Raw genomic sequence first — 22,991 nt, 5'->3', positions numbered from 1 at the left:
GCGGGCCACTGACAGCGGCCCGCGCACTCGACCACATGGCCTACAGCGCCCCTACAGGGTGCGCTCCAGGCGGTCCGCCACCAGCTTCACGAAACGCGCGGGATCCTTGGTCTGGCCGCCCTCGGCGAGCACCGCCAGCGTGTGGAGCAGTTCGACGGACTCGGCGAGTTCCGTGCGGTCCGCGCGCTCCTGGTACGCCTGGTTCAGGCCCTTCACCAGCGGGTGACCGGGGTTGAGCTCCAGGATCCGCTTGGTGCGCGGCACCTCCTGGCCCATCGCCCGGTACATGTTCTCCAGGGCCGGGGTCAGATCGTGCGCGTCGGAGACCACGCAGGCCGGAGAGACGGTGAGGCGCGTCGACAGGCGCACCTCCTTGATGTCGTCGTCCAGCTGCTCGCCCATCCAGCCGAGCAGACCGGAGTACTCCTCGGCCTGCTTCTCCCGCTCGTCGTCGGCGTTCTCGTCCCCCGTGGCGTCCAGGTCGATCTCGCCCTTGGCGACGGACCGCAGCCGCTTGCCCTCGTACTCGCCGACGGCGTCGACCCACACCTCGTCGACGGCGTCGGTGAGCAGCAGGACCTCGATGCCCTTGTCCCGGAACGCCTCCATGTGCGGGGAGTTCTCGATGCTCTGCCGGGACTCGCCGGTGATGTAGTAAATGTCCTCCTGGCCGTCCTTCATCCGCTCCACGTACCGCGCCAGCGTGGTCGGCTCGTCGTCCGAGTGCGTGGTCGCGAACGAGGAGGCGGCGAGGATGGCGTCACGGTTCTCGGAGTCGGTGACCAGGCCCTCCTTCAGGACGGTGCCGAACTCCCGCCAGAACGTGGCGTAGCGGTCGCTGTCCTTGGTCATGAACTCCTTGACCGTGGACAGGACCTTCTTCGTCAGCCGGCGCTGCATCATCCGGATGTGCCGGTCCTGCTGCAGGATCTCGCGGGAGACGTTGAGCGAGAGGTCCGCCGCGTCGACGACGCCCTTGACGAAGCGCAGGTAGGGCGGCAGCAGCGCCTCGCAGTCGTCCATGATGAAGACGCGCTTCACATACAGCTGGACGCCGCGCTTGAAGTCCCGCGTGAACAGGTCGTGCGGAGCGTGCGAGGGGATGAAGAGCAGCGACTGGTACTCGAAGGTGCCTTCGGCCTGGAGCCGGATCGTCTCCAGCGGCTCGCGCCAGTCGTGGCTGATGTGCTTGTACAGCTCGTGGTACTCGTCGTCGGAGACCTCGTCGCGCGAACGCGCCCACAGGGCCTTCATGGAGTTCAGCGTCTCGGGTTCGGCCGGGGTCTCGCCATCGCCATCGGCCGCCTCCGGGACCATCCGGATCGGCCAGGTGATGAAGTCGGAGTACCGCTTGACGATCTGCCTGATCTGCCACGGGGAGGTGTAGTCGTGCAGCTGGTTCTCGGGGTCGGCGGGCTTGAGGTGGAGCGTGACGGACGTGCCCTGCGGTGCGTCCTCGGCGGTCTGAAGCGTGTACGTGGCCTCACCGCGCGATGTCCAGCGGGTGCCCTGGCTCTCGCCGGCGCGCCGGGTCACCAGCGTCACCTCGTCCGCCACCATGAAGCCGGAGTAGAAGCCGACACCGAACTGACCGATGAGCCCCTCGGCCCCGGCCGCGTCCTTGGCCTCCCGCAGCTCCTCGAGGAACGCGGCCGTCCCCGAATTGGCGATGGTGCCGATGAGCTGCCCCACCTCGTCGTACGACATCCCGATGCCGTTGTCCCGCACCGTGAGGGTACGGGCCTCCTTGTCGACGGCGATCTCGATGTGCAGGTCTGACACGTCGGCGTCGAGGGAGTCGTCCCGCAGCTTCTCCAGGCGCAGCTTGTCGAGCGCGTCGGAGGCGTTGGAGACGAGCTCCCGCAGGAAGACATCCTTGTTCGAGTAGACCGAGTGGATCATCAGCTGGAGCAGCTGACGGGCCTCTACCTGGAACTCAAACGTCTCGGTCGGCATGGTTCGCGACTACCTCACAGGTTCAGTCACCGGAACTGGTCGCAGTCACTGTAAGACACGAGGTCGGCGCGGAGTGGCGCGGTGCGCAAACAGCGCAGCCAGGGGGATCAGGCGAGGTGGGCGAAGACGACCAGGTTCGCGGTGTAGTCCTTGACCTGCCGGTCGTAGTCCCCCGCGCAGGTGATGAGCCGGACCTGGGCCCGGGGGGTGTCGCCGTACACGCGCTGGCTCGGAAAGCTGTCCTTGTCGAACGTCTCCACGCTGTCGATCACGAAGGACGCTTTGCGCCCGTCGGCCCGTTCCACCTGAAAGCGGTCCCCCTTCTTCAGCTCGCTGAGGTTCGCGAACACCGCGGCGGACGTCGCCGTGTCCACGTGCCCGGCGATGATCGACGTGCCCCTCTCACCGGGGGATGCCCCCTTGGCGTACCAGCCGACCAGGTTGGTGTCGTGGGCCGGTGGGGGCTGGAGCTGGCCCGAACTGCCGATGGCGAGGTCGGTGAAGGGCGCGTCGACCGAGATCTTGGGGATGAGCAGGCGGGTCGGCCGGGACCGGGGCAGATGCTTGCCCACCTGCCACCGGGCGGGCGAGGACGACTCGGCCGCCGGCGGCGTGTGCGGTTCGACCGCGGGGGGAGCATGCGGGGCGGAGCGGGCTTCGGGCCCCTCGTTCCGGCCGTCCGGGAGAGTCACCATCAGTGTCACGACGGCGACCACGCCCCAGAACGTCGCCGCGGCTGCGCGCCTTATCCGCCGTGCGGCCACGGAACCGGCGTCGCGGAGGGCCGGGTCGGCATCGGGGGAAGAGGGACGGCCGGCGGCCATCGGGCACCACCTCACTCGGGCACGGCAGGGGACACAGCGGACGGGAGGGCGGGCGGGGCCGCCGCGACGCGCGGCGCACGTGCGGCGGCCACAGCGGTCATGCGGTCAGGCACGGGTCAGGCCGCGGATCCGGCTGCCTTCTTGCGACGCAGCGCGTACAGGCCGGTGCCGGCGACCGCCAGCGCGGCCAGCCCGCCCGTGGTGACACCCGGCGAGGCGAGACCGCCGCCTCCGGTGTGCATCCCTCCGTGCGGCTTGCCGTGGTCACCGCCCCAGGAGTCCTCCTCGTGGTCACCGCCCCACGAGTCCTTCCCGTGGTCGTCTTCCTTCCAGGACCCCTTGTCGTGGTCACCGCCCCAGGAGTCCTCCTCGTGCCCGCCGTCCTTGCTCCGGTAGCTGTCCGGGTCGTGCTTGGGGTCCTTGGCACCGCCCCAGTCGTCGTCGTTGTGCAGAGCGGCCAGCGCTCCGCCGCCCGTGCGCATCCCGCCGCGAGGCTCCTCGTGCTTGCTCTCCTCGTCGTGCTTGCTCTCCTCGTCGTGCTTGCTTCCCTCGTCGTGCTTGCCTCCCTCTTCCTTCTTGCCCCCGTCGTCGTGCTTGCCCTCCTTGTCGGGCTTGGGGTCCTTGGAGGCGCCCCAGTCGTCGTCGCTGTTCACAGCGGCCAGCGCTCCGCCACCCGTGTGCACACCGCCGCGAGGCTCCTCGTGCTTGCTCTCCTCGTCGTGCTTGCCGCCGTCTTCGTGCTTACCGCCCTCGTCGTGCTTGCTCCCCTCGTCGTGCTTGCCTTCCTTGTCGGGCTTCGGGTCCTTGGACCCGCCCCAGTCGGAGTCCTCGTCGGTGACGGCGGTCAGCGCTCCGCCACCCGTGTGCATCCCGCCGCGGGGCGCGTCGTGCTTGCCCTCCTTGTCGTGCTTCTTGCTGTAGGAATTGTCTTCGTGGTCCCAGTCACCCGCCGTAACGGCGTAGGCTGCGGGTGCGATCGCCAAGGCGGCCGTGGCCGTCGCGGTGGCGAGCAGCATGCGGACAGAGCGCATAGGTGAGTCCTTCCGTCATGGCCTGGGCGGCTGACGCTTCATCACCACTGGAGCCAGGCCTGACGTGATCCACCGTCAGCCATTCCTCCCGGTCGCACCATTCAGGGCGTTCACACGGGTTACGCCGACACCCCGACCGGCCGTATGGCGACGCCCCCCTCGCGTTCGAAAAACCGTGCTGACCTGCAGAGGTTTATGGGGCTCTGAAGTGGTGAGGCGCGTGGGATGTCTCAGCACAGCGTCGCAGCAAGCGGGGCGGTGGACACCGCTCGCGTTCCCGCCACAGCGCCGTCACCTGCGCCTTCGAAGCAGCGGGACGCGTTCTTCGACAACGTCAAGTACGCCGCGATCGTGCTGGTGGCGGTGGGCCATGCGTGGGAGCCGCTGCGCGACGGCAGCCGGACCGTCAGCGCGCTGTACATGCTCGTGTACGCCTTCCACATGCCGGCCTTCATCGTCGTCTCGGGATACTTCTCCCGCGGCTTCGACGGCCGCCCGGAGCGGCTCAAACGCCTGGTCACCGGTCTCGTCGTCCCGTACGTCGTCTTCGAGACGGCGTACACCCTGTTCACCCGGTGGACCGACCAGGAGCCGAACCGCCCGGTCAGTCTGCTGGACCCGCTGTATCTGACGTGGTTCCTGGCGGCGCTGTTCCTGTGGCGGCTGACCACCCCGCTGTGGCAGCGGGTGCGCCTGCCGGTGCCGCTCGCGCTCGTCGTGGCGATGCTGGCCACCCTCTCGCCGTCCATAGGCAACGACCTCGACCTGCAGCGCGCCCTGCAGTTCCTGCCGTACTTCGTGCTGGGTCTGTTTCTGAAGCCGGAGCACTTCCGGGTGGTGCGCCGCCGCTCGGTGCGGATCGCGGCCGTGCCCGTGTTCGCGGGCGCGTTCGTGGTGGCGTACTGGGCGGTGCCACGGATGACCGGCGGCTGGTTCTACCACCGCGACAGCGCCGAGGAGCTGGGCGCGCCCGCGTGGTACGGGGTCGTGATGACGCCGGTGCTGTTCGTCTGCTCGCTGCTTCTGGTGGCCTGCTTCCTCGCCTGGGTGCCCGGGCGGCGGATGTGGTGCACCGTGCTGGGTGCGGGGACGCTGTACGGCTATCTGCTGCATGGCTTCGTCGCCCAGGGCGCCAAATTCTGGGGCTGGTACGACCCCGTCTGGGTCCAGCGCCCGCTCGGCGCGGTCGTCGTCACCGTCGTCGCCGCCGTGGTGGTGACCCTGCTGTGCACCCCGCCCGTCCGGCGCGTCCTGCGTTTCGTGGTGGAGCCGGACCTGCGGTGGCTCTTCCGGCGGGACACGCCGGGCCCTGCGGAACCGGTCCGTGAGCGGGCCGCCGTACGCGGATGACCTCCCCGTCAGCTCTCGCGCACCAGCCCGGCGATGTGCGCGATGACCGTGTCGAGGATGTCGTTCCAGGCCGCCTCGTCGCCGAGCACGAGGAAGTTGAGGGTCAGCCCGTCGGTCATGGCGGCCAGATAGCGGGCCAGGACGGGGACGGGCACGTGGAGCCGCAGGCCCATGGTGTGTCGCAGCTGGTCGATGAGCTCGGCGTAGGTGTCGGTGTACAGCTCGTACTGGCGTCGGGCCAGATGCTCGAAGCCGGGCCGGCGCAGGGCGTACTGGGTCAGTTCGTAGGTGAGCATGTGCTCGTCCGGGTGGGCGCGCACATGGTCCCAGTACGCCTGGAAGCCCGCCCGGACGGTCTCCTCGAGGGTGGCTCGGGGCCGTATGGCCTCCTTCACCACCGTCACGGAGTGGTCGGTGAGGGTGGTGATGACGGACTCGATCAGCTCCTGCTTGGAGTCGAAGCAGTAGTGGAAGACGCTCAGCGAGACGCCTGCCTCGGCGGCGATGGACCGGGTCGTGGTGTTGGGTACGCCGTCCCGGGCCATCGCCCTGATCGCCGCCTCGGTGAGCTGTCGCCGCCGCTCGGCGGACGGCAACCGTGCCATGGAGCCCCTCTCGTGGGTGTCAGTTGCTGTGGACGCCGACCTCGTAGAGGGAGTAGCCCCAGTCGGTGCCGCGGTCCAGCCCCTGGATGCGTACATACCTGGCCGGTGTACCGCTGAACCTGGCCGTGTCGAGGCCGCCGTCGCCGGATGTCGTGGACCAGGCGGTCTGCCAGTTCACGCCGTCCGTGGAGAGCTCGATGCGGTACGACTTGCCGTACGCGCGCTCCCAGTCGAGGGTGACCCGCTTGACCAGGTGGGTGGAGCCGAGGTCGACCTTGTACCACTGGTCGTCGCTCCAGTCGCTGGCCCAGCGGGTGCCGCCGTCGCTGTCGACGGCCCGGTGCGGCTGGTAACTCGTGAACAGGCTCCACTCCGAGGAACTGGCGGTCGTGGTCGCACCGCTCGCGAGATTGACGCCGGCCCGGTGGTTCTCGGAGGCCGCCCAGGTGTCGAGGTAGGACTCGGCGCCCCGGAAGAGGTCGTCCACCGTGTCCTGGCCGCCGACGCGGCGGATGTCCTCGATCCAGTCCGGGACGAGCCCGTAGTGGGCGGCCCCGTCGGTGTTCAGGTCCCAGGTGCGCTCGCCGGTGGTCTGCCGGTCGATGACGGAGCCGCCGTCGACGCTCTTGAAGGGGTACGTCACCTTGTTCGGCGCGTCCGCTCCGCGCGGTGCCGGCCAGCCGCCGACGCCGTTCATGTCGGTGCCGTAGCCGTAGCCCACGCCGTACTTGTCGCGCAGGGCCTCGGTGCGCTTCGCCTCCGCGACGAAGCCCTCGGAGCCGTGCATGTACTGGGCGATGAAGCCGCCGAGGCCGTAGACCCGTTCCGTCCAGTTCAGGTCCATCCAGCTGTGCGAGGAGAGCACGCCGGGGTAGGACGCGGCCTCGAAGATGTCGAGCGCGCGGCCGGTGGCCTTGACGCTCATGTGGTCGATCTCCAGCATCATCTTGCGTTTCATCATGCCGCGCACGGCGTATTCGCCGAGTTCGGTGAGCCCTCGCACGTTGCACTGGGCGTCCGCGTCGTACGACGGGACCTCGACACCCGCCGGGAGTTCCTTCTCGGCCCCGGGGGCCGCGGCGCCGCCGATGGGGTTGTCGTGCTGAGGGCCGGTGCACTTCTCCGTCTTCCAGAAGGTGCCGGTCGACAGGAACTGCCCGACGTTGATGGCCGTTCCGAGGCCGCCCTCGTCGAAGCGGACGCCGCACAGGGCGTTGTCGAACTTGTGGCACAGGAACATGCTGCGCACGCCCAGCGCGTGCAGCTCGTCCAGGCCCTTGTCGATGTCGGCCTTGCTGCACTGCGCGATGTCCAGGATCTGCTTGCAGCCGAACGGCTCGGAGGTCTCGACCCCGAGGATGACCGCCAGCTTGCCCTGCTCGATGACCTCGCGGGCCTGCGCGCTGTCGGTGACGATGCGGAACCAGCCCTTGCCGGTGCCGCCGTACATCTTGTCGATGTAGGCCTGCAGGTCGTACGTCAGCTTGGCCTGGAGCCGGATGGACGTCATCTCGTCGCAGCTGCGGTCCTTGAAGAAGTACACGGAGCAGATCACGCCGTTGGTGACGAGGTCGTTGACCAGCACGCGCTGGCCACCGCGCCAGGCCCGCTCGATCCAGGCGTAGTAGTTCTGCTGGTGGGTGAGCGAGTCGTGTGCGGGCCAGTCCTTGAAGGTGGGCCAGCCGACCGGGTCGTGCTTGCCGTCGCCGCCGTTGGTGATGAAGTCGAAGATGGCGAGCGAACCGTCGGGATAGTGCTCGGGGCAGTCCTTGAGGGCGTCGGCGATGCCCTGCTCGGAGAAGGGCTTTCCGCAGATCAGACGTCCGCCGAAGGCCTCGTTGGAGAAGAGGTGGTCGTGCGCGTCGACGAAACCGCGGACCTCACCCTTGGCGTTGGTGCCGGTGAAGGGCTCGCCGGTGACGTTGATCCGGGAGTCCGGCGCGGGTCGTGCGGTGGGCACCCACCAGTCGGTTCCGGCCGCCGAACTGGGCGTCGGGCCCAGTGCGAGGGCCAGCACGAGGAGGAGGAGCGACACCACGGTGCCGTTCTTGCGTCTGCGGTACGGGCGTCCGGCACTGGTCACAGCCCACGTCCCTCGGTCGGCGGGATGCGGGGTCCGATTGTCATGACCTCGCAATACGTGCGACGAGGATGGCCACTACCGCATGACGAGTCAAGGGTCCGGGACAGATGACCTACTGGCCGGAAACGGTGGACTGCTGACGGGGATTCGGTTCACACCGCGTGGGTGACCCGAATCTTGGACTGGCCGTGCGGCAGTTCCTCCCAGTCCGTCATGAAGCGGGCCCGCAGGCCGTGCTTCTCGGCCAGTGCGACGAGGGTCTCGGTGCGGTAGTAGAAGTCCTCCCGCAGGACGTGGTGTTCCTCGCCCTCGGTGCGATCGAACGTGAAGTCGAACCAGCCGCGAGGGGCGAGCACCCGGCCGACATTGGCCAGGCACTCCTCGATCACCGTGAGCGGCGAGTGCGAGAAGACGCTGTGTGCGTGCACGACGTCGAAGTGGTCGTCGGGCAGGAACCGCAGCGTCAGGTCGCGCACCGGGGTCAGCGTGGGGAGCCGCTGCTGCAGGCCCATCTCGACGACGGTGTCCTGCGCGGCGAAGAGGATGTCCGGCGAGATGTCGATGCCGTAGTAGTGACCGGGCTCCAGGTGCCGGATGAACCGCCAGCCTCCGCGCAGGTTGCCGCAGCCGATCTCCAGCATCCGGTGCTCGGGGAGCAGGCCGTGGCCGACGAGGTAGTCGAACTGCATCGCCCCGAGCGCCAGCCACCGCTCGCGGCTTTGGCTGCCGACCGCAGCGTCCGGGTCGGCCCGGGTGTCGCAGCGCATCACGGCGCGGTAGTAGGAGACGTGGTCCGGATGCCGACGGCGTAGCCACATGTCCCGGGCGGTGCGGGCCAGATGGCGGGGCACGCGGTCGGGGTGGCGCAGGGCGTAGGCGAGGCGATGGCCGAGAGCGGCGCGATTGACGGTGAGGTTCTTGGCCGGCATGTGGATCGTGCCTCCCTGGGGATGCGGTACCACCGAGGATGCTCAACCGGGGACCGCGGCGCCACAGGTGCGGGCCGGCCGTGGAGAAGGCCATCGGGGTGGGAGCCTCTGGGAGGGGTGGGGGCCGTCGCGGGCGGAGGGCGATGCTTCGACGGCAGGAGCACGACGGGGGATGCTGGAACCCGGATGCCGATCGTCTGTGCTGTCGCCGTTCTCGCCGTCGCGAACCTGCTGAACAACTGGCTCGCGCGGAGTCCCGTGCTGTACGTGGTCATCTGCGTGGCCGCGACGGCGGTCCTGCTGCTGATCGCCCGCTGGGACGGGCTCACCCTGGGCGAGCTGGGGCTCGACGCGGTGGCGATGCGCCGGGGACTGCGGTGGGCTCCCGTCCTGGCGGGAGTCGTCCTGCTCGTTCTGCTGCTGCTCCTCGCCGTGCCGGCCGGGCGCGAGGCGTTCCAGGACGCCAGGGCCGCGGACCTGTCCGTGGGGCGGCTGCTGTGGGTTGCCCTGGTGCGGGTGCCGTTCGGGACCGTGCTGCTGGAGGAGACGGCCTTCCGTGGCGTGCTGTGGGCCATGATCAGGCGGCGGCGCGGCACGGCCTGGGCCACCGGCGTGTCGTCGCTGCTGTTCGGGTTCTGGCATCTGATGCCGTCCCGCGGCATCAACCGCTCCAACGCCGCGGTCGGCTCCGTCTTCGGCGACGGTCCGGCCGGCGTGGCGCCGACCGTGGCCGTGGCGATCGCCGCCATGGCCGTGGCCGGGGTGGTCCTGTGCGAGCTGCGCCGCCGCTCCGGCAGCCTGCTGGCGCCCATGGCCCTGCACTGGGCGGTCAACAGCCTCGGTTACGCGTTCGCCTGGGCGGCGGACCGCTGGTGGCTCGACGGCTGACGGTCAAAAGTTGATCATGTGTCCGGCGAGTCCGTGCACCGCTTCCTTGACCGCCTCTCCGAGGGTGGGGTGGGCGTGGACGTTGCGGGCGACCTCGTGGACGGTCAGGTCCCACTGCTGGGCCAAAGTCAGCTCGGGCAGCAACTCGGTGACGTCGGGGCCGATGAGGTGACCGCCGAGGAGTTCGCCGTACTTGGCGTCGCTGATCAGCTTCACGAAGCCGGTCGCGTCGCCGAGGCCGTGCGACTTGCCGTTCGCGGTGAAGGGGAACTTGGCCACCTTGACGTCGTGGCCCAGTTCGCGGGCCTGTGCCTCGGTGTAGCCGAAGCTGGCGATCTGCGGCTGGCAGTACGTGGCGCGCGGGATCATCACATAGTCCAGCTCCATCGTCTCGGCGTCCGCGATGGTCTCGGCGGCGATGACGCCCATCGCCTCGGCCGCGTGCGCGAGCATCAGCTTCGCCGTCACATCGCCGATGGCGAAGATGTGCGGGACCGAGGTACGGCAGCGGCCGTCGACGTCGATCGCGCCGCGCTCGGTGACGGTCACGCCCGTCTTGTCCAGGCCGTAGCCCTCGATGTTCGGCTGGAAGCCGATCGCCTGGAGCACCTTGTCGGCCTCCAGGACCTGCTGGGCGCCGTCCTTGCCGGTGACGGTGACGCGCACCTGCTCGCCGGACTCGTCGACGGTGTCGACGCGGGTGGAGGTCAGCACGTCGATGCCCAACCGGCGGTACTGCTTGGCGAGTTCGGCGGAGACCTCGGCGTCCTCCAGCGGGGCCATCCGGTCCAGGAACTCGACGATGGTGACCTTCACGCCGTAGTTGTGCAGGACGTAGGCGAACTCGACGCCGATCGCGCCGGCGCCCGCGATGACGATCGAGCGCGGCAGCTCCTCGGCCAGGATCTGCTCCTCGAACGTCACCACGCGCGCGCTGCGGCGGGTGCCGGGGAGCAGTTTCGGCGTGGCGCCGGTGGCGATGATGCAGTGGTCGAAGCCGATGGTGCGGGTCTCGCCGTCGTAGCCGGCCACCTGGAGGGTGTGCGGGTCGAGGAAGGTGCCGCGGCCGTCGATCTCGGTGATCTTGTTCTTCTTCATCAGGTAGTGGACGCCCTTGACGCGGCCGTCCGCGACCTTGCGGCTGCGGCGGAACGCCTCACCGAAGTCGAAGGTGACCTGGCCGTCCACCTTGATGCCGAAGGTCTTCGCCTCGCGCGTGAAGATGTGCGCCAGCTCGGCGTTGCGCAGCAGTGCCTTGCTGGGGATACAGCCCACGTTCAGACAGACGCCGCCCCAGTACTTCTCCTCCACGACCGCCACCCGCTTGCCCAACTGGGCGGCGCGGATGGCGGCGACATAGCCGCCGGGGCCCGCTCCGAGGACCACGACATCGAAGCGCTCGTCCTGCTCGACCATGGACTGTTCCTTCCTGAGGGTGACGTCCTGCTCTGCTGGTGCCGTGCGCTGCCAGGGTCTGGCATCCGGCTTATTCCAGCATGACCGCATCCACGAAGTTGTGTGGGGATGCGGGAGGGTGACGACGATCTCAGGCGGCGCGCACTCCGGCGGTCAGATCCATACCCCCCGCGGGATCAGAGGCATACGAGGTTGAGCACGCAGAGCTGCGCCGGTGAGGTCTCCTCCGGTGCGGGGCTCGACGGGGATGTGGACGTTCCGGTGTCCGAGCCTTCGGTCGCCGAGGGGGCCGGCGTCTGCTGCTGCTCGGCCGTCGTACCGCTGCTGTCGCCGGAGTCGGTCCCCCTGGACGCCGGGGTGACGGCCTGCGACTGCGGGGCCGGCGTGGCCGCCGCGGTGGGTGTCGCGGCGGCGTCCGGTCGGGTGACCTGGGGCGCGGTGCGCTCGTCGGGCACCGACTGCGGATGCGAGGCGTTGGTCGGGGTCAGATGTGAGGGAGGGGTGGCGGCGGTGCGCGGGGAACGGTGCGTGTCCTGCGGCGTGGACGCCGGACGGGTGAGCTCCGTGGCCTGGTGCTCCGCGGTCGCCGTCTTGGGATTCTCCGGCGCGGTGGCCGCCTGGGCCTTGTCCCCGGCCCCGCGGTCCATCGCCGAGACGGTCAGACCGCCTCCGACCAGTGCCACGGCGGTCGCGACCACGGCCCGGCGCTGGTTCTTCTTCCAGCGGGCCCGCTGGCGACGCCGCGCCGCCCGGCCCTGCGGGGCGGCGGGGACGCCCTCCACGTCGGCGGCCGGGGCGAGGGGCGCATCCGTCTCGTCCATGCCGGCCGCCGGGGCGGCCTCGTCACGGAAATAGCCGTCGTACCAGGTGTCGTCGGCGGGGGTCTCCCACGCCGACGTCGCGGTCGCCGCCGTGCCCGGCAGGGCCGACACGGTGGGGCCCCCGACCGCGGAGGGAGCGATGTCCGGGGCGTAGGCGCCGCACCCGGGGCACACCAGGGCCCCGTTGAGATGGCGCCGGCACGAGGAGCAGTAGTCCATCTGCGGTCTTTCCGTTAGCACGCGGTATCGAACGGCCAGAACGCTAACGACGCTTTGGACAGGCTGTGTGCAGTCCGAGTGATGCTCCTGCGCAGATGTGACAGGAAGTGTGTGTGAACCATGACCCGCTCAGAGTTCACAGCACCCCTCACGGCGCATACGGCGGCTCACCTCCAGCCACTCCTCCTCCACCTTTCGCTCCGTGGCGCTGTCGAAGGCGTCGACCAGGTCCGCCTGTTCGAAGAGGACGCCGCCGCGCAGGACCGCCGCCGTGCGGATCAGCGTGGCGAAGTCGGTGAACGGGTCTCCGTCCACGACCGTGAGGTCGGCGAGCTTGCCCTCCTCCACCGTGCCCAGGTCGGCGTCGGCACCGAAGACGCGCGCCGGCAGCAGCGTGGCGGTCCGCAGTACCTCGGCCGGGGACAGGCCGGCGCCGTGCAGGGCGCGCAGGGCCAGGTGCAGGTGCAGCCCGACGGGGACGATCGGCTGGTCGGTGCCGAGCGCGACCAGGCCGCCGCCCGCGAGGATCCGCCGGTAGACATCCATCTCCCTTCCCAGCGTGGCCAGTTGGGCGCCGGTGGGCGGCTGCCCGGCCTGCCGGCGTACGAGTGCGGTGTCCCACGGCGGCATGAGCGCGGTGACGCGAGGATCGTCCGCGAGCGCGGGGTCGGCGCCGAGGAGGGCCAGTGCCGTGAACGGCGTGGCGACGAGGTGGAAGTCGGTGGCGGTGTAGATCTCCTCGACGTCCTGGTACGCCCGCCCCGTCGCGGACGTCGCGTGCCCGAACTCCAGCCGCTGCGTCGCCTGCAAATGGGTGGTCAGGTCCTGGCCCAGCTGTACGCCCGGGGTGCACAGGTGGCTACCGCTACGCACCCCGAGCCGCCGGTGCCCGAAGTCCGCGGCCTCCTTCATCACCCAGCCCGGGGCGCGTACGTACGTCTTCACGAAGTCCCAGTCCAGCGCGGCCCCGCGCGCCAGCGAGCGGTGCAGGCCCTCGCGGGTGCGGTGGGCGCGGCCCATGCTGTAGGCGACCCGCGCCCCGTCGAGGAGTTCGCCGGTGGTCAGCAGCCGGGGTCCGGCGAGCACGCCGGCGGCGACCGCCTCCCGGATGCGGGCCTGCTCGTAGGCGAAGCCGCCCAGCGAGACGGCCGTCGTGATGCCGTACGCGAGTTGGAGCGCGGTCTGGCGGCCGCCGTACGTGGTCTGCCAGGGGTGGGTGTGCGCGTCCCACAGGCCCGGGATCACGGTGCGGTCGCTCGCGTCGACGCGGCGTGCGGCCGGGCGGCCGGTGCGGTGCGGGGAGACCTCCGCGATCCGGCCGGCGCGGATCACGATGTCGATGTTCTCGCGGACGTCCGGCCCGGTGCCGTCCCAGAGGCGGCCCGCGTGCACGACCGTGTCGGGCGGGCGCGGTCGGCGGTAGTCCAACGGGACGGGGACGGTACGGGTCCGGCCGCTGCCGATGTCGATCAGGCGCAGGGCGCCCGCGGAGAGGTAGAGCAGGGTGCGGGCGTCGGCGGACCAGGACGGGTGGTCGGCGGGTTCGGTGGTGAGCCGGCGGGGCTCGCCGTCCGGGGTGCCGTCGGCCCGTACGGGCAGCAGCCACAGTGCCGACTCGGCGATCACGGCCATCCAGCGGCCGTCCGGGGACCAGACGGGGCCGGAGTCGTAGCGGTCGGAGAGCGAGGTGTGGGGGGCGAGGGCGTGCAGGGTGGCCGTAGCGGTGGTCGTGTCGACGACGCGGATGAGGTTGTAGCCCTCACGGAAGCGCTGGCCCAGGCGGTTCCGGTCGCACAGCGCCACGTAGCGGCCGTCGGGTGACCAGCTGGGCCGGCCGGGCAGCCCGCCCGCGCCGAGCGGTGCGGCGAGGACGCGTTCGGCGGCGTCGGGCAGGTCGCGCACCACGAGGTTGCCGGACATGTCGAGGCAGGCCAGCCGTGTCCCGTCGGGCGACAGGGCGGGGAAGACCCGGCCGCCCTCGGCGAGCACGGTCTCCTCGCCGGAGCCGAGGTCACGGCGTCGTACGGCGAACATTCCGGCGCGGTCGTCGGTGTACACCAGCGCCGTACCGTCGGGCGTCCAGGTGGGAGCCGACACATAGCGGGTGGAGGGGACTTGCAGGACTTTGCGGGGTGTGCGGCCCCCTGTCGTGCCGGCGGTCCACAGCGCGTTGAGCGCGGCGAAGGCGACAACGCGGCCGTCCGGGGACAGGGCGGGCAGGTGGAGCGCGCGGACGGGGCGGGTGCCGGCGCCGTCGAAGTCGTATGCCTTCCCTCGGTAGCGAGGGCGGTGCACGGGCAGCGTGGCCGTGAACGGGATCTCCTCGGCGCTGTCCGGCGCGTCCGGGTCGAGCAGGCGGAAGTGCCCGTCGACGGTGAGCAGCAGTCGCTCGCCGTCCGCCCAGCGGGGCGGTGCGGGGAGGACGTCGCCCGCTACGGCGACCGGTGTCCCGTCCACCACGAGGGTGCAGGAGGCCGCGGGCGAGGCCGTGGTGCGCAGGTGGGCCAGGCGCCCGGTGGGCGAGACGGCGGGGGTCATGAGCTGGGCGCCGGAGTCGTCGGTGTGCTCGGTGGTGACCGGGCCCGAGCCGTCGGCGGCCACCGACGCGAGGGTGGTGGCGTGCAGGGTGCCCGTCGCGGTGACGGTGGCCCGCACGAAAAGCACCCGCTCCCCGTCGGGCGACCACGCCGGGTCGAAGTCCTCCCAGCGGACGTCCTGCCCGGGGCCCTGCTGCCCGGGGCGCCCGGTGAGCCGGGTCGCCGTGCCGGTGCGCACGTCCACGACCCAGATGCGGTACGGGGCGCCGGTCACGGTGTCGCCGCCGCGCTCGGAGGCGAACGCGATCCGTGTGCCGTCCGGCGACCAGGCCGGGCCCCGGTCGTCCCACGGTCCGTCGGTGAGCTGCCGCAGGCCGGTGCCGTCGGGCCGCAGCGTCCAGAGGTGGAAGCCTCCGCCTCGGTAGGCGCACACGACCAGACCGCTGCCGTCGGGCGAGAACTGCGGGCGGGTGGGTTCGAGGCCGGGCGGGGTGAGCGGGACGGCGGCGCCGCCGCTGCGGGGGATGGACCACAGGACGTTCTGGACCTCGGCGACCAGCCGGTCACCTGACGGGGCGAGGGTCGCGGAACCGCCGGTGGCGGCGGTGAAGGAGAGGGTGGTGGTCGTACCGGAGGAGGCGGCCGCGAGCGGAGTGCCGACCGTGGAGAGCGCCGTGGTGGTGACGCCGGCGGTGGCGGTGGCCCGGAGGAATCCACGGCGGGAGAGCGGGCCGAAACGAAGGGCGTCGGCGGTGTCTTCGGTGTCCAAGGGGGCTCCCGGTGCGCGGAGTTGGCGGTCGGACAGGAGAGACCACTGGTGGCAACGTACGGGGCGGAGCCCGGTTACGGGCCCCGCCCCGGCGCTTCTCGGCCGTTCTTCGTGCCGGCTAGACCAGAAAGAGCAGTTGGACGGCGACGAGTACGTCGATGACACCGCACCACTCGGCGAACGTACGGGAGACGACCTTGTCGAGCCTCAGGTGCACGAAGTCCCACACGCCGTGGAAGAACCAGCCGGCCGCCAGCAGATAGCGGCCCAGGTCCGGATCCACCGCCAGCCCGGCCAGCGCGAGCCCGCAGAAGACGAGCGCGCCCACGGCCTGCACACCGAGCGTGGCCCGCCCGTGCGGTGTCCCGCGGACGGCGCCCCAGGCCAGGAGGACCAGGGCCAGGGCGACGAGGACCGTCGACGGGGCGACGACGTCCTGCAAGGGAAGGGCGAACCCGACCACCAGCGCGGCCCCGAGGACCGGCCAGGTGGCCTGCGGCTTTCCGATCTGGTGCACGACCAGGTAGATCAGCGGCAGCAACGGCAGGGTCTCCCCGAAGCCGCCGACCGCGTCGGCCACGTCCTCGGAACCGGATGCGATCACGTTGAGGATGACGACCGCTACGGCCAGGGCCGTGGGCCAGCGCCGCTTGAGCACGGCGGCCAGGTGCGGGCGGTCCGCCGTCGCGTGAGTGTGGGATGCCTGCATGGCGGCTCTCCTTCGGTACCGGGGCGGGGTATCCGCCGACCCCTCCAGGCTGGGCCCGGGCGAAGGCCGTCAGTAGTGCCGAATCCCCCTGCGCCGACGTGGAGTTGTCACGTCCGCGCATGACATTTGTCATGCATCCTGGGCCACAATGAGCGGGTGGGGGACGGGTCGATCGAGCGTGGGGCGGCGGGGCTGACGAGCCTGCGTCGCTACATGTGGTGGACCGTGCCGGGCATGACCGCGGGTGTCCTGGCCGTCTTCGTCGGCGAGTGGGTCCTCGACGGCGACGTCCCGCCGTGGGCCCGCGTCCCGGCCGCCGCCGCGCTGGCGGTCGAGGTGTGGGCGAGCGTCGCCCTGCTGAGCCGACGGCTCGCGCTCCTGCCGGTGCCCGACACCCGCCCCGGCCGACCGCCCACGGGCCCGCTGATCGCCGCCGCAGGGGCCGGAGTCGTGCTGGCGGCCTTGCCCCTAGCCCTGCGCGACTACGGGCTGTGGCCGGTCGCGCCCGCCCTGGTGGTGGCGATCCTCGCGACGTACCTCCCGCCGCACCTCAGACGACTGCTGATCGCGGGCGCCGTGGCCCTCGCGCCGCTGCCCGGGGGCGTGGTGAGCCTGGCCGAGGGGGACGGGGAGTTGGCGTACGCCGCACTTTTCCCGGCCGGACTGGTCGCCTTCACGGCCTGGGTGACGCTCGGCCCGCTGTGGGCCTGGGACACGGCACGGCGACTGGACGAGGCGCGGCGGCTGGAGGCGGAGGTGGCGGTCAAGGAGGAGCGGCTGCGGTTCGCGGCCGACCTGCACGACATCCAGGGCCATCATCTCCAAGTGATCGCGCTGAAGGGGGAGTTGGCGGCGCGGCTGGTCGAGCTGGATCCGGCGCGCGCCGCCGCGGAGTTGAAGGAGATACGGCGGCTGGCGGCGGACGCCCTCAGCGACACCCGGGCCGTGGTGCAGGGGTACCGTCGAACGACCCTGGAGGACGAGATCACCAACGCGACGCGCGTGCTGGCCGCCGCCGACATCGACGCGCGGATGGCCGTCGACCCCGACGCCGTGGCCGCCGGCCTCACGGACTCCGCCCGCCATCTCCTCGGGCTGGTGATGCGGGAGGCCACCACCAACGTGCTCCGGCACAGCCGGGCCCGGCACGCCGAGGTCGACTACCGGATCGCGGGCGGTTTCGCCCGCCTGCGGGTGAGCAACGACGGCGCCGAGGAACATCCCGCCGGCCTGGAGGGGACGGGCCTGCGCACCCTCGCCGAGCGGCTGGGGGCGGCCGGCGGTGAGCTGACCTGGGAGCACGACGGTGACCGCTTCGAGGTCGCGGTCGCGCTGCCCACTGGCTCAGCGAACTCACCGCAATCACCGAACCCCGCGGACGGAGCCGCCCGATGATCCGCCTGCTGATCGCCGACGACGAGGACCTGCTCAGAAGCGCCCTGGCCGCCCTGCTCGCGCTGGAGCCGGACCTCACCGTCGTCGCCGAGGCGTCCACGTCCACCGAGGCGGTACGGCTGGCCCGTGAGCGCCGCCCCGACATCGCCGTCCTCGACCTGGAGATGCCGCCCACCGACGGGCTGCGCGCCGCCGAGGAGATCCGGGCCGAACTGCCCACGAGGATCGTCCTGGTGACGCGGCACGCCCGGCCCGCCGTGCTGCGCCGGGCGCTGGCGGCGGGCGTACGCGGCTTCGTGCCCAAGACGACCCCCGCGGCCCGGTTGGCCGAGATCATCCGTGACATCGCCGACGGCCGCCGCTACGTCGACCCGGACATCGCGGCCTCCGCGCTGACCGAGGACGGCTGCCCCCTGACCGACCGCGAGCTGGAGGTCCTGCGCGCCGCCCGCACCGGCGCGTCGATCGCGGAGATCGCCACCGAGGTCCATCTCGCCCCCGGCACGGTCCGCAACTACCTCTCCGCGGCCATGTCGAAGCTGGGCACCCCGACCCGCCACGCGGCCGCCCACCGGGCCTGGGAGCAAGGCTGGATCTAGGCCGGTTCCAGGAATCGGATCTAGGCCGGTTCCGACGCCCGCCCCTCCCCCACACCCGAGCTTTCACGGGGCCCCGGAGCCCGCCTCCCCCGCACCGCGGCGGCTCCGGACGCAGCGGCTTCGAGGAGGCGGCGGAAGGTGGGGCATTCCATGTGGGTGGGCGCGGGGCAGGCTGCGGCGTGGCGCAGGGAGTCGCGCAGGACGCCCAGTTAGCGGATTCTTCGGTCCAGTTCCTCCGCCTTGGTCGCGAGCATCTGCCGGTCGATGCGGGGCTGTCCGTCCGGTGCGAACATGCGCGCGATCTCGTCGAGGGAGAAGCCGGCGGTCCGGCCCATCGCGATCAGCGCCAGGCGCTCCAGCACTCCGGGGTCGTACTGACGGCGCAGGCCGCGCCTGCCGGTGGCGGCGATCAGCCCTCTTTCCTCGTAGTACCGCAGCGTCGAGGCGGGTACTCCGGCGCGCCGCGCCACTTCGGCGATGTCCAGGTCCGTCATGTCCTTGACCTCAAGTCGACTTGAAGTAGCACGCTGTCATTGAGGCCCGATGAACACAAGCACAGGAGACGATCATGGAGATCGAGCGCAGGAGCGAGGACGAGCAGGCGGCCCGTTGGAACGGGCCCGGCGGTCACGCCTGGGTCGAGGCACAGGCAGTGTTGGACGAGGTGCTCAGGCCCTTCGAGGAACTCCTCGTCGAAGCGGTGGCCGCCGAGCACGCGGAGCATGTGCTCGATGTCGGCTGTGGCACCGGCGGCACCACGGTGGCCGTCGCGCGACGGCTCGGTCCGGCAGGTCGGTGCGTCGGTGTCGACATCTCCGAACCGATGATCACCGCCGCCCGGGCGCGCGCCGAGCGGGAGGGCGCCGCGGTGTCCTTCATCCGCGCCGACGCGCAAGAGCACGTCTTCGAACCCGCCGCCTTCGACCTCGTCATCTCGCGCTTCGGGGTCATGTTCTTCAGCGACCCCGTCCAGGCCTTCGCGAATCTTCGGCGCGCCGCCCGCGACGAGGCCGGGCTCCGTTTCATCGCGTGGCGAAGCCCCGCGGAGAATCCGTTCATGACGACGGCCGAACGCGCCGCGGCACCGCTCCTGCCGAACCTCCCCGCCCGCCGACCGGAGGGGCCGGGACAGTTCGCGTTCGCGGACTCCGGCCTGGTCCACCGGATCCTGGAGGAGAGCGGGTGGTCCGGGATCGACATCCGGCCGGTCGACGTGACCTGCACGCTGCCCGAGCGGGAGCTGGTCGGTTACTTCACCCGGCTCGGTCCCGTCGGTCAGGTGCTGCCCGAGGCGGACGAGCAGACCCGCGCAAGGGTCGTCGAAACGGTCCGCGCCGCATTCGAACCGTATGTGCACGGCTCGGAAGTCCGCTTCACCGCGGCCTGTTGGACGGTCGGCGCCCGGGCGAAACTTTCGTGATCTCGGCGCCCCTTCCTGTGCGCGCGCGACCGACGCATAGTGAGGGAGCGGTGCTACGGGTCGGCCACGGGAACGGTGATTCAACGAGATGACGCGGAAGAACGCCCTGGTGGTCCGAGGCGGATGGGAGGGGCATCGGCCGGTCGAGGCCACGGAGCTGTTCCTGCCCTTCCTGCGCGGCAAGGGGTACACCGTGCGGGTCGAGGAATCGACCGAGGTCTACGCCGACAGCGCCGAGATGGCCGGCGCCGATCTCGTCGTGCAGTGCGTCACGATGTCGGAGATCACCACCGAGCAACTGGCGGGACTGAGCACGGCGGTCGTGGCCGGCACCGGCTTCACCGGCTGGCACGGCGGCATCGCCGACTCGTTCCGCGCCTCCTCCGACTATCTCCACCTGGTGGGAGGGCAGTTCGCGACCCACCCGGGCAAGGAGCCGTGTGAACGTCAGGGGGGCCAGGAGGACAACTACCTGCCGTACACCGTCAACATCACCGAGCTGGGCCGCGAGCACCCGATCACGGCGGGCCTCGAGGACTTCGAGCTGCACACGGAGCAGTACTGGGTGCTCCACGACGACCTGATCGACGTGCTGGCCACCACCACCCATCCCGCCCGGCCGTGGCAGCCCTGGCACCGGCCGGTCACCTCACCGGCGGTCTGGACGCGTCGGTGGGGTGCCGGCCGCGTCATGGTCGCGACCCCGGGGCACAGCCTGGACGTCCTGCAAAACCCGAACGTGCGCACCGTCATCGAGAGGGGCATGCTGTGGGCGACGCGCACCGCATCGGCGTCGTAGGGCTCGGAGTCATCTCCCGCGCGTACCTGGACACGCTCGTCGGTCATCCGGCCGTGCGCGTCACCGCGGTCGCCGACGTCGACGCCTCCCGCTCGGCCGCGGTCGCCGCCGACCTGCCCGGCGTCCGGGCGCTTACCGTCGAGGAGTTGCTGAGCAGCCCCGACGTGGACACGGTGCTGAACCTCACCGTCCCCGCGGCCCACGCCGAGATCGCCCTCGGCGCCGTCCGCCACGGGAAGAACGTCTACGGCGAGAAGCCGCTGACCGCCGACCTCGCCGAAGCGCACGCCGTGATGGAGGCGGCCGCGATGGCAGGGGTCGGCGTGGGATGCGCGCCGGACACCGTCCTGGGCACCGGCATCCAGACGGCTCGGGCGGCTGTGGAGGCGGGCAGCATCGGACGCCCCCAGTTCGCCTCGGCCGTCATGGTCACGCCGGGGCACGAACGCTGGCATCCCCACCCCGACTTCTACTACACCGCCGGGGGTGGCCCGCTGCTGGACATGGGGCCGTACTATCTCGCGTCCCTGGTCCACCTGCTCGGTCCGGTGCGTGCCGTGATCGGGGCGGGCGGGCGGCTGCGCGGCGAGCGCGTCATCGGTTCCGGGGCGCGTGCGGGCGAGCGGATACCGGTCGAGGTGGACACGCATGTCTCCGGCGTCCTCGAACACGTCGGCGGGACGCTCACGACCCTCACGACGAGCTTCGACGGCGTGGCCACGACGGCCGCGCCGATCGAGGTCCACGGCGACGCGGGCACTCTCGCGGTTCCGGATCCGAACTGCTTCGACGGTGAGGTTCGGCTCTTCGAACTCGGCGCCACGCAGTGGCGCACGCTCCCGCCCTCGGCGGGCTACGTCGACGGCGCACGGGGCGTGGGTCTGCTCGACTTCGTCGCCGGCGACGGACAGCGGGCGCCGCGCGCGAACGGCGGTCTCGCCCTGCATGTGCTGGAGACGATGAGCGCCCTCCTGCGGTCGTCGGCCGAGGGGCGCCGTATCGAGCTGACGACATCCGCGCAGCCGCCCGTTCCCGTTCCGTTGACGCCCGCGCAGGACTGGAGGGGGTCCGGCGTCGGCTGATCCGCGTCACGGGGCGCGGGGGGTCAGTCCACGGGCCAGGTGTGCGCGGGCGCGTTCAGGTGCATGTAGTCCATGTAGGTCGTGGTCATCTGCCGCAGCGCCTCGCGCCGCTGCGCGGTGCCGCCCTTCTCCAGCTGGTGGACCGTCTCCGCCTGCCACAGGGCACCGTTGCGGGCGGTGACGCAGCGCTGCTCGATGACGCCGAGCAGGGGCTCGCGCCACGCCGCGTCGATACCGGCCAGCTCCAGGCCCCGATGCGCCAGGGGCAGCAGACGCCGCAACACCAGTTCCGTGACCGGCACTTCGCCCATGCCGGGCCAGTACAGGCGGGCGTCGATGCCGTCGCGGGCCGCGGTGTGGAGGTTCTCCTCGGCGACCGAGAAGGACATCCGCGTCCAGACCGGCCGGTCCTCGTCGACCAGGGCGCGGGTCAGGCCGTAGTAGAAGGCGCCGTTGGCGATGATGTCCGCCACCGTGGGGCCGGCGGGCAGGACGCGGTTCTCGATGCGCAGGTGCGGCCCGCTGCCGGTGACGGCGTAGATCGGGCGGTTCCAGCGGTAGATCGTGCCGTTGTGCAGCGTCAGTTCGCCCAGCTGCGGCACGCCGCCGTGGCCGAGCACCTCCTGCGGGTCCTCGTCGTCGCACAGCGGCAGCAGCGCCGGGTAGTAGCGCACGTTCTCCTCGAACAGGTCGAAGACGCTGGTGATCCACCGCTCCCCAAACCACACCCGGGGTCGTACGCCCTGGGCCTTGATCTCCTGCGGGCGGGTGTCGGTGGCCTGCTCGAACAGCGGGATGCGGGTCTCGCGCCACAGCTCCTTGCCGAACAGGAAGGGCGAGTTCGCCGCCAGGGCGATCTGGACGCCCACGACGGCCTGGGCCGCGTTCCAGTAGTCCGCGAACTCCCTCGGTGAGACCTGCAGATGGAACTGGGTGCTGGTGCAGGCGGCCTCGGGGGTGATGGTGTCGGCGTACGTCGACAGGCGCTCCACGCCGTCCACCGTGATCCGCAGGTCCTCGCCGCGGGCCGCGAAGATCTGCTCGTTGAGCAGCCGGTAGCGCGGATCGCCGGACAGGGCGGCCTCGCCCACGTCCGCCTCCCCCAGGGTCGGCAGGATGCCGATCATGATCAGGTGTGCGCCCACGGCCGAGGCTCGCTCCTCGGCGTGGTTGAGCGCGTTGCGGATCTCCTGCTCCCAGGCGCCGGGACCGCCGGCCGTCAGCTGCCGGGGCGGAATGTTGATCTCCAAGTTGAAGCGGCCCAGCTCGCTCGACCAGGCGGGGTCGGCGATCGCCCGGAGAACGTCGGTGTTGCGCATCACCGGCAGGCCGTCGGCGTCCACCAGATTGAGCTCGATCTCCAGCCCGACCTGGGGGCGCTCGCTCTCGAAGGTCGACTCGCGCAGCATCTGCGCCAGCACATCGAGGCAGGTGTGCATCTTCTCCCGGTACCGGCGGCGATCCTCCCGCGTGAACACCAGGGCCGGCACGTCACGTCCCATCGTGCCCTCCCGAGTTCCCTCGGCGGATAGCTCTCGTCCCAGCGTCGCACCTCTGGG

General features: G+C 71.1%; 19 protein-coding genes. 7 read left to right on the top strand and 12 right to left on the bottom strand.

Translation table 11 applies throughout. The features are described 5' to 3' along the window. Window positions 1-51: 51 nt before the first annotated feature. The 3 genes from htpG to ACTMVF_RS17635 all read right to left on the bottom strand — a co-directional run bounded on the left by htpG (window position 52) and on the right by ACTMVF_RS17635 (window position 3,811). Window positions 52-1,956: a molecular chaperone HtpG gene (htpG, locus tag ACTMVF_RS17645; protein ID WP_441271992.1), complete on the bottom strand. Its 1,905-nt coding sequence runs from the start codon at window positions 1,954-1,956 to the stop codon at window positions 52-54. 107 nt (window positions 1,957-2,063) lie between these two features. Beyond that, the gene (locus ACTMVF_RS17640) at window positions 2,064-2,780 is read right to left on the bottom strand and encodes a class F sortase (protein ID WP_441271991.1); all 717 of its coding nucleotides are present in this window, start codon (window positions 2,778-2,780) and stop codon (window positions 2,064-2,066) included. 116 nt (window positions 2,781-2,896) lie between these two features. Then, complete coding sequence (locus tag ACTMVF_RS17635) at window positions 2,897-3,811, bottom strand: hypothetical protein (protein ID WP_441271990.1); 915 nt, start codon at window positions 3,809-3,811, stop codon at window positions 2,897-2,899. A gap of 225 nt (window positions 3,812-4,036) precedes the next feature. Between ACTMVF_RS17635 and ACTMVF_RS17630 the strand changes: the two genes are divergently transcribed. Then, on the top strand, window positions 4,037-5,161 hold the full coding sequence (locus ACTMVF_RS17630) for an acyltransferase family protein (protein WP_441271989.1): 1,125 nt from the start codon (window positions 4,037-4,039) through the stop codon (window positions 5,159-5,161). An 8-nt stretch (window positions 5,162-5,169) separates the two neighbouring features. On the opposite strand, the gene ACTMVF_RS17625 is transcribed toward ACTMVF_RS17630, so the two are convergent. The 3 genes from ACTMVF_RS17625 to ACTMVF_RS17615 form a co-directional block, all read right to left on the bottom strand. Continuing rightward, window positions 5,170-5,766: a TetR/AcrR family transcriptional regulator gene (locus tag ACTMVF_RS17625; protein WP_441271988.1), complete on the bottom strand. Its 597-nt coding sequence runs from the start codon at window positions 5,764-5,766 to the stop codon at window positions 5,170-5,172. Between the two features lie 19 nt (window positions 5,767-5,785). Further along, window positions 5,786-7,849, bottom strand: a complete 2,064-nt coding sequence (locus tag ACTMVF_RS17620; RefSeq protein ID WP_441271987.1) for a galactose-binding domain-containing protein — start codon at window positions 7,847-7,849, stop codon at window positions 5,786-5,788. A 152-nt stretch (window positions 7,850-8,001) separates the two neighbouring features. Continuing rightward, on the bottom strand, window positions 8,002-8,778 hold the full coding sequence (locus ACTMVF_RS17615; RefSeq protein ID WP_441271986.1) for a class I SAM-dependent methyltransferase: 777 nt from the start codon (window positions 8,776-8,778) through the stop codon (window positions 8,002-8,004). Window positions 8,779-8,964: 186 nt separating this feature from the next. Between ACTMVF_RS17615 and ACTMVF_RS17610 the strand changes: the two genes are divergently transcribed. Continuing rightward, the gene (locus ACTMVF_RS17610; protein ID WP_441271985.1) at window positions 8,965-9,666 is read left to right on the top strand and encodes a lysostaphin resistance A-like protein; all 702 of its coding nucleotides are present in this window, start codon (window positions 8,965-8,967) and stop codon (window positions 9,664-9,666) included. 3 nt (window positions 9,667-9,669) lie between these two features. Here ACTMVF_RS17610 and lpdA read toward each other — a convergent pair whose 3' ends face one another. The 4 genes from lpdA to ACTMVF_RS17590 form a co-directional block, all read right to left on the bottom strand. Further along, entirely contained in the window at window positions 9,670-11,082 is a 1,413-nt protein-coding gene (gene lpdA / locus ACTMVF_RS17605) for a dihydrolipoyl dehydrogenase (RefSeq protein ID WP_441271984.1), read from the bottom strand. Between the two features lie 176 nt (window positions 11,083-11,258). Then, on the bottom strand, window positions 11,259-12,122 hold the full coding sequence (locus ACTMVF_RS17600; RefSeq protein ID WP_441271983.1) for an SCO2400 family protein: 864 nt from the start codon (window positions 12,120-12,122) through the stop codon (window positions 11,259-11,261). A gap of 129 nt (window positions 12,123-12,251) precedes the next feature. After that, window positions 12,252-15,428: an amidohydrolase family protein gene (locus tag ACTMVF_RS17595; RefSeq protein WP_441271982.1), complete on the bottom strand. Its 3,177-nt coding sequence runs from the start codon at window positions 15,426-15,428 to the stop codon at window positions 12,252-12,254. Between the two features lie 118 nt (window positions 15,429-15,546). Continuing rightward, a complete protein-coding gene (locus tag ACTMVF_RS17590; protein WP_441271981.1) occupies window positions 15,547-16,137 on the bottom strand; it encodes a hypothetical protein in 591 nt (196 codons plus the stop codon). A 156-nt stretch (window positions 16,138-16,293) separates the two neighbouring features. Between ACTMVF_RS17590 and ACTMVF_RS17585 the strand changes: the two genes are divergently transcribed. Next, window positions 16,294-17,532 carry a sensor histidine kinase gene (locus ACTMVF_RS17585; protein WP_441271980.1) on the top strand — a complete coding sequence of 413 codons (1,239 nt, stop codon included), beginning with the start codon at window positions 16,294-16,296 and terminating at the stop codon, window positions 17,530-17,532. Then, a complete protein-coding gene (locus tag ACTMVF_RS17580; protein ID WP_441271979.1) occupies window positions 17,529-18,131 on the top strand; it encodes a response regulator transcription factor in 603 nt (200 codons plus the stop codon). Before ACTMVF_RS17585 ends, ACTMVF_RS17580 begins: the two co-directional genes overlap by 4 nt. 209 nt (window positions 18,132-18,340) lie before the next feature. On the opposite strand, the gene ACTMVF_RS17575 is transcribed toward ACTMVF_RS17580, so the two are convergent. Then, window positions 18,341-18,625: a MerR family transcriptional regulator gene (locus ACTMVF_RS17575; RefSeq protein ID WP_441271978.1), complete on the bottom strand. Its 285-nt coding sequence runs from the start codon at window positions 18,623-18,625 to the stop codon at window positions 18,341-18,343. 74 nt (window positions 18,626-18,699) lie between these two features. Here ACTMVF_RS17575 and ACTMVF_RS17570 point away from each other — a divergent pair, with 74 nt between their 5' ends. From ACTMVF_RS17570 to ACTMVF_RS17560, 3 genes are all read left to right on the top strand, one after another. Next, window positions 18,700-19,551, top strand: a complete 852-nt coding sequence (locus tag ACTMVF_RS17570) for a class I SAM-dependent methyltransferase (protein WP_441271977.1) — start codon at window positions 18,700-18,702, stop codon at window positions 19,549-19,551. 88 nt (window positions 19,552-19,639) lie between these two features. Continuing rightward, window positions 19,640-20,350 carry a ThuA domain-containing protein gene (locus tag ACTMVF_RS17565; protein ID WP_441271976.1) on the top strand — a complete coding sequence of 237 codons (711 nt, stop codon included), beginning with the start codon at window positions 19,640-19,642 and terminating at the stop codon, window positions 20,348-20,350. Then, window positions 20,320-21,432: a Gfo/Idh/MocA family protein gene (locus ACTMVF_RS17560; RefSeq protein WP_441271975.1), complete on the top strand. Its 1,113-nt coding sequence runs from the start codon at window positions 20,320-20,322 to the stop codon at window positions 21,430-21,432. Before ACTMVF_RS17565 ends, ACTMVF_RS17560 begins: the two co-directional genes overlap by 31 nt. 23 nt (window positions 21,433-21,455) lie before the next feature. Here the strand turns inward: ACTMVF_RS17560 and ACTMVF_RS17555 are convergent, their stop codons facing one another. Then, complete coding sequence (locus ACTMVF_RS17555; protein ID WP_441271974.1) at window positions 21,456-22,934, bottom strand: glutamate--cysteine ligase; 1,479 nt, start codon at window positions 22,932-22,934, stop codon at window positions 21,456-21,458. Between the last annotated feature and the right edge of the window lie 57 nt (window positions 22,935-22,991).

This window comes from Streptomyces sp. SD31, assembly GCF_052068475.1.
GTDB lineage: Bacteria > Actinomycetota > Actinomycetes > Streptomycetales > Streptomycetaceae > Streptomyces.
This window is presented reverse-complemented; position numbering and strand designations above follow the sequence as displayed.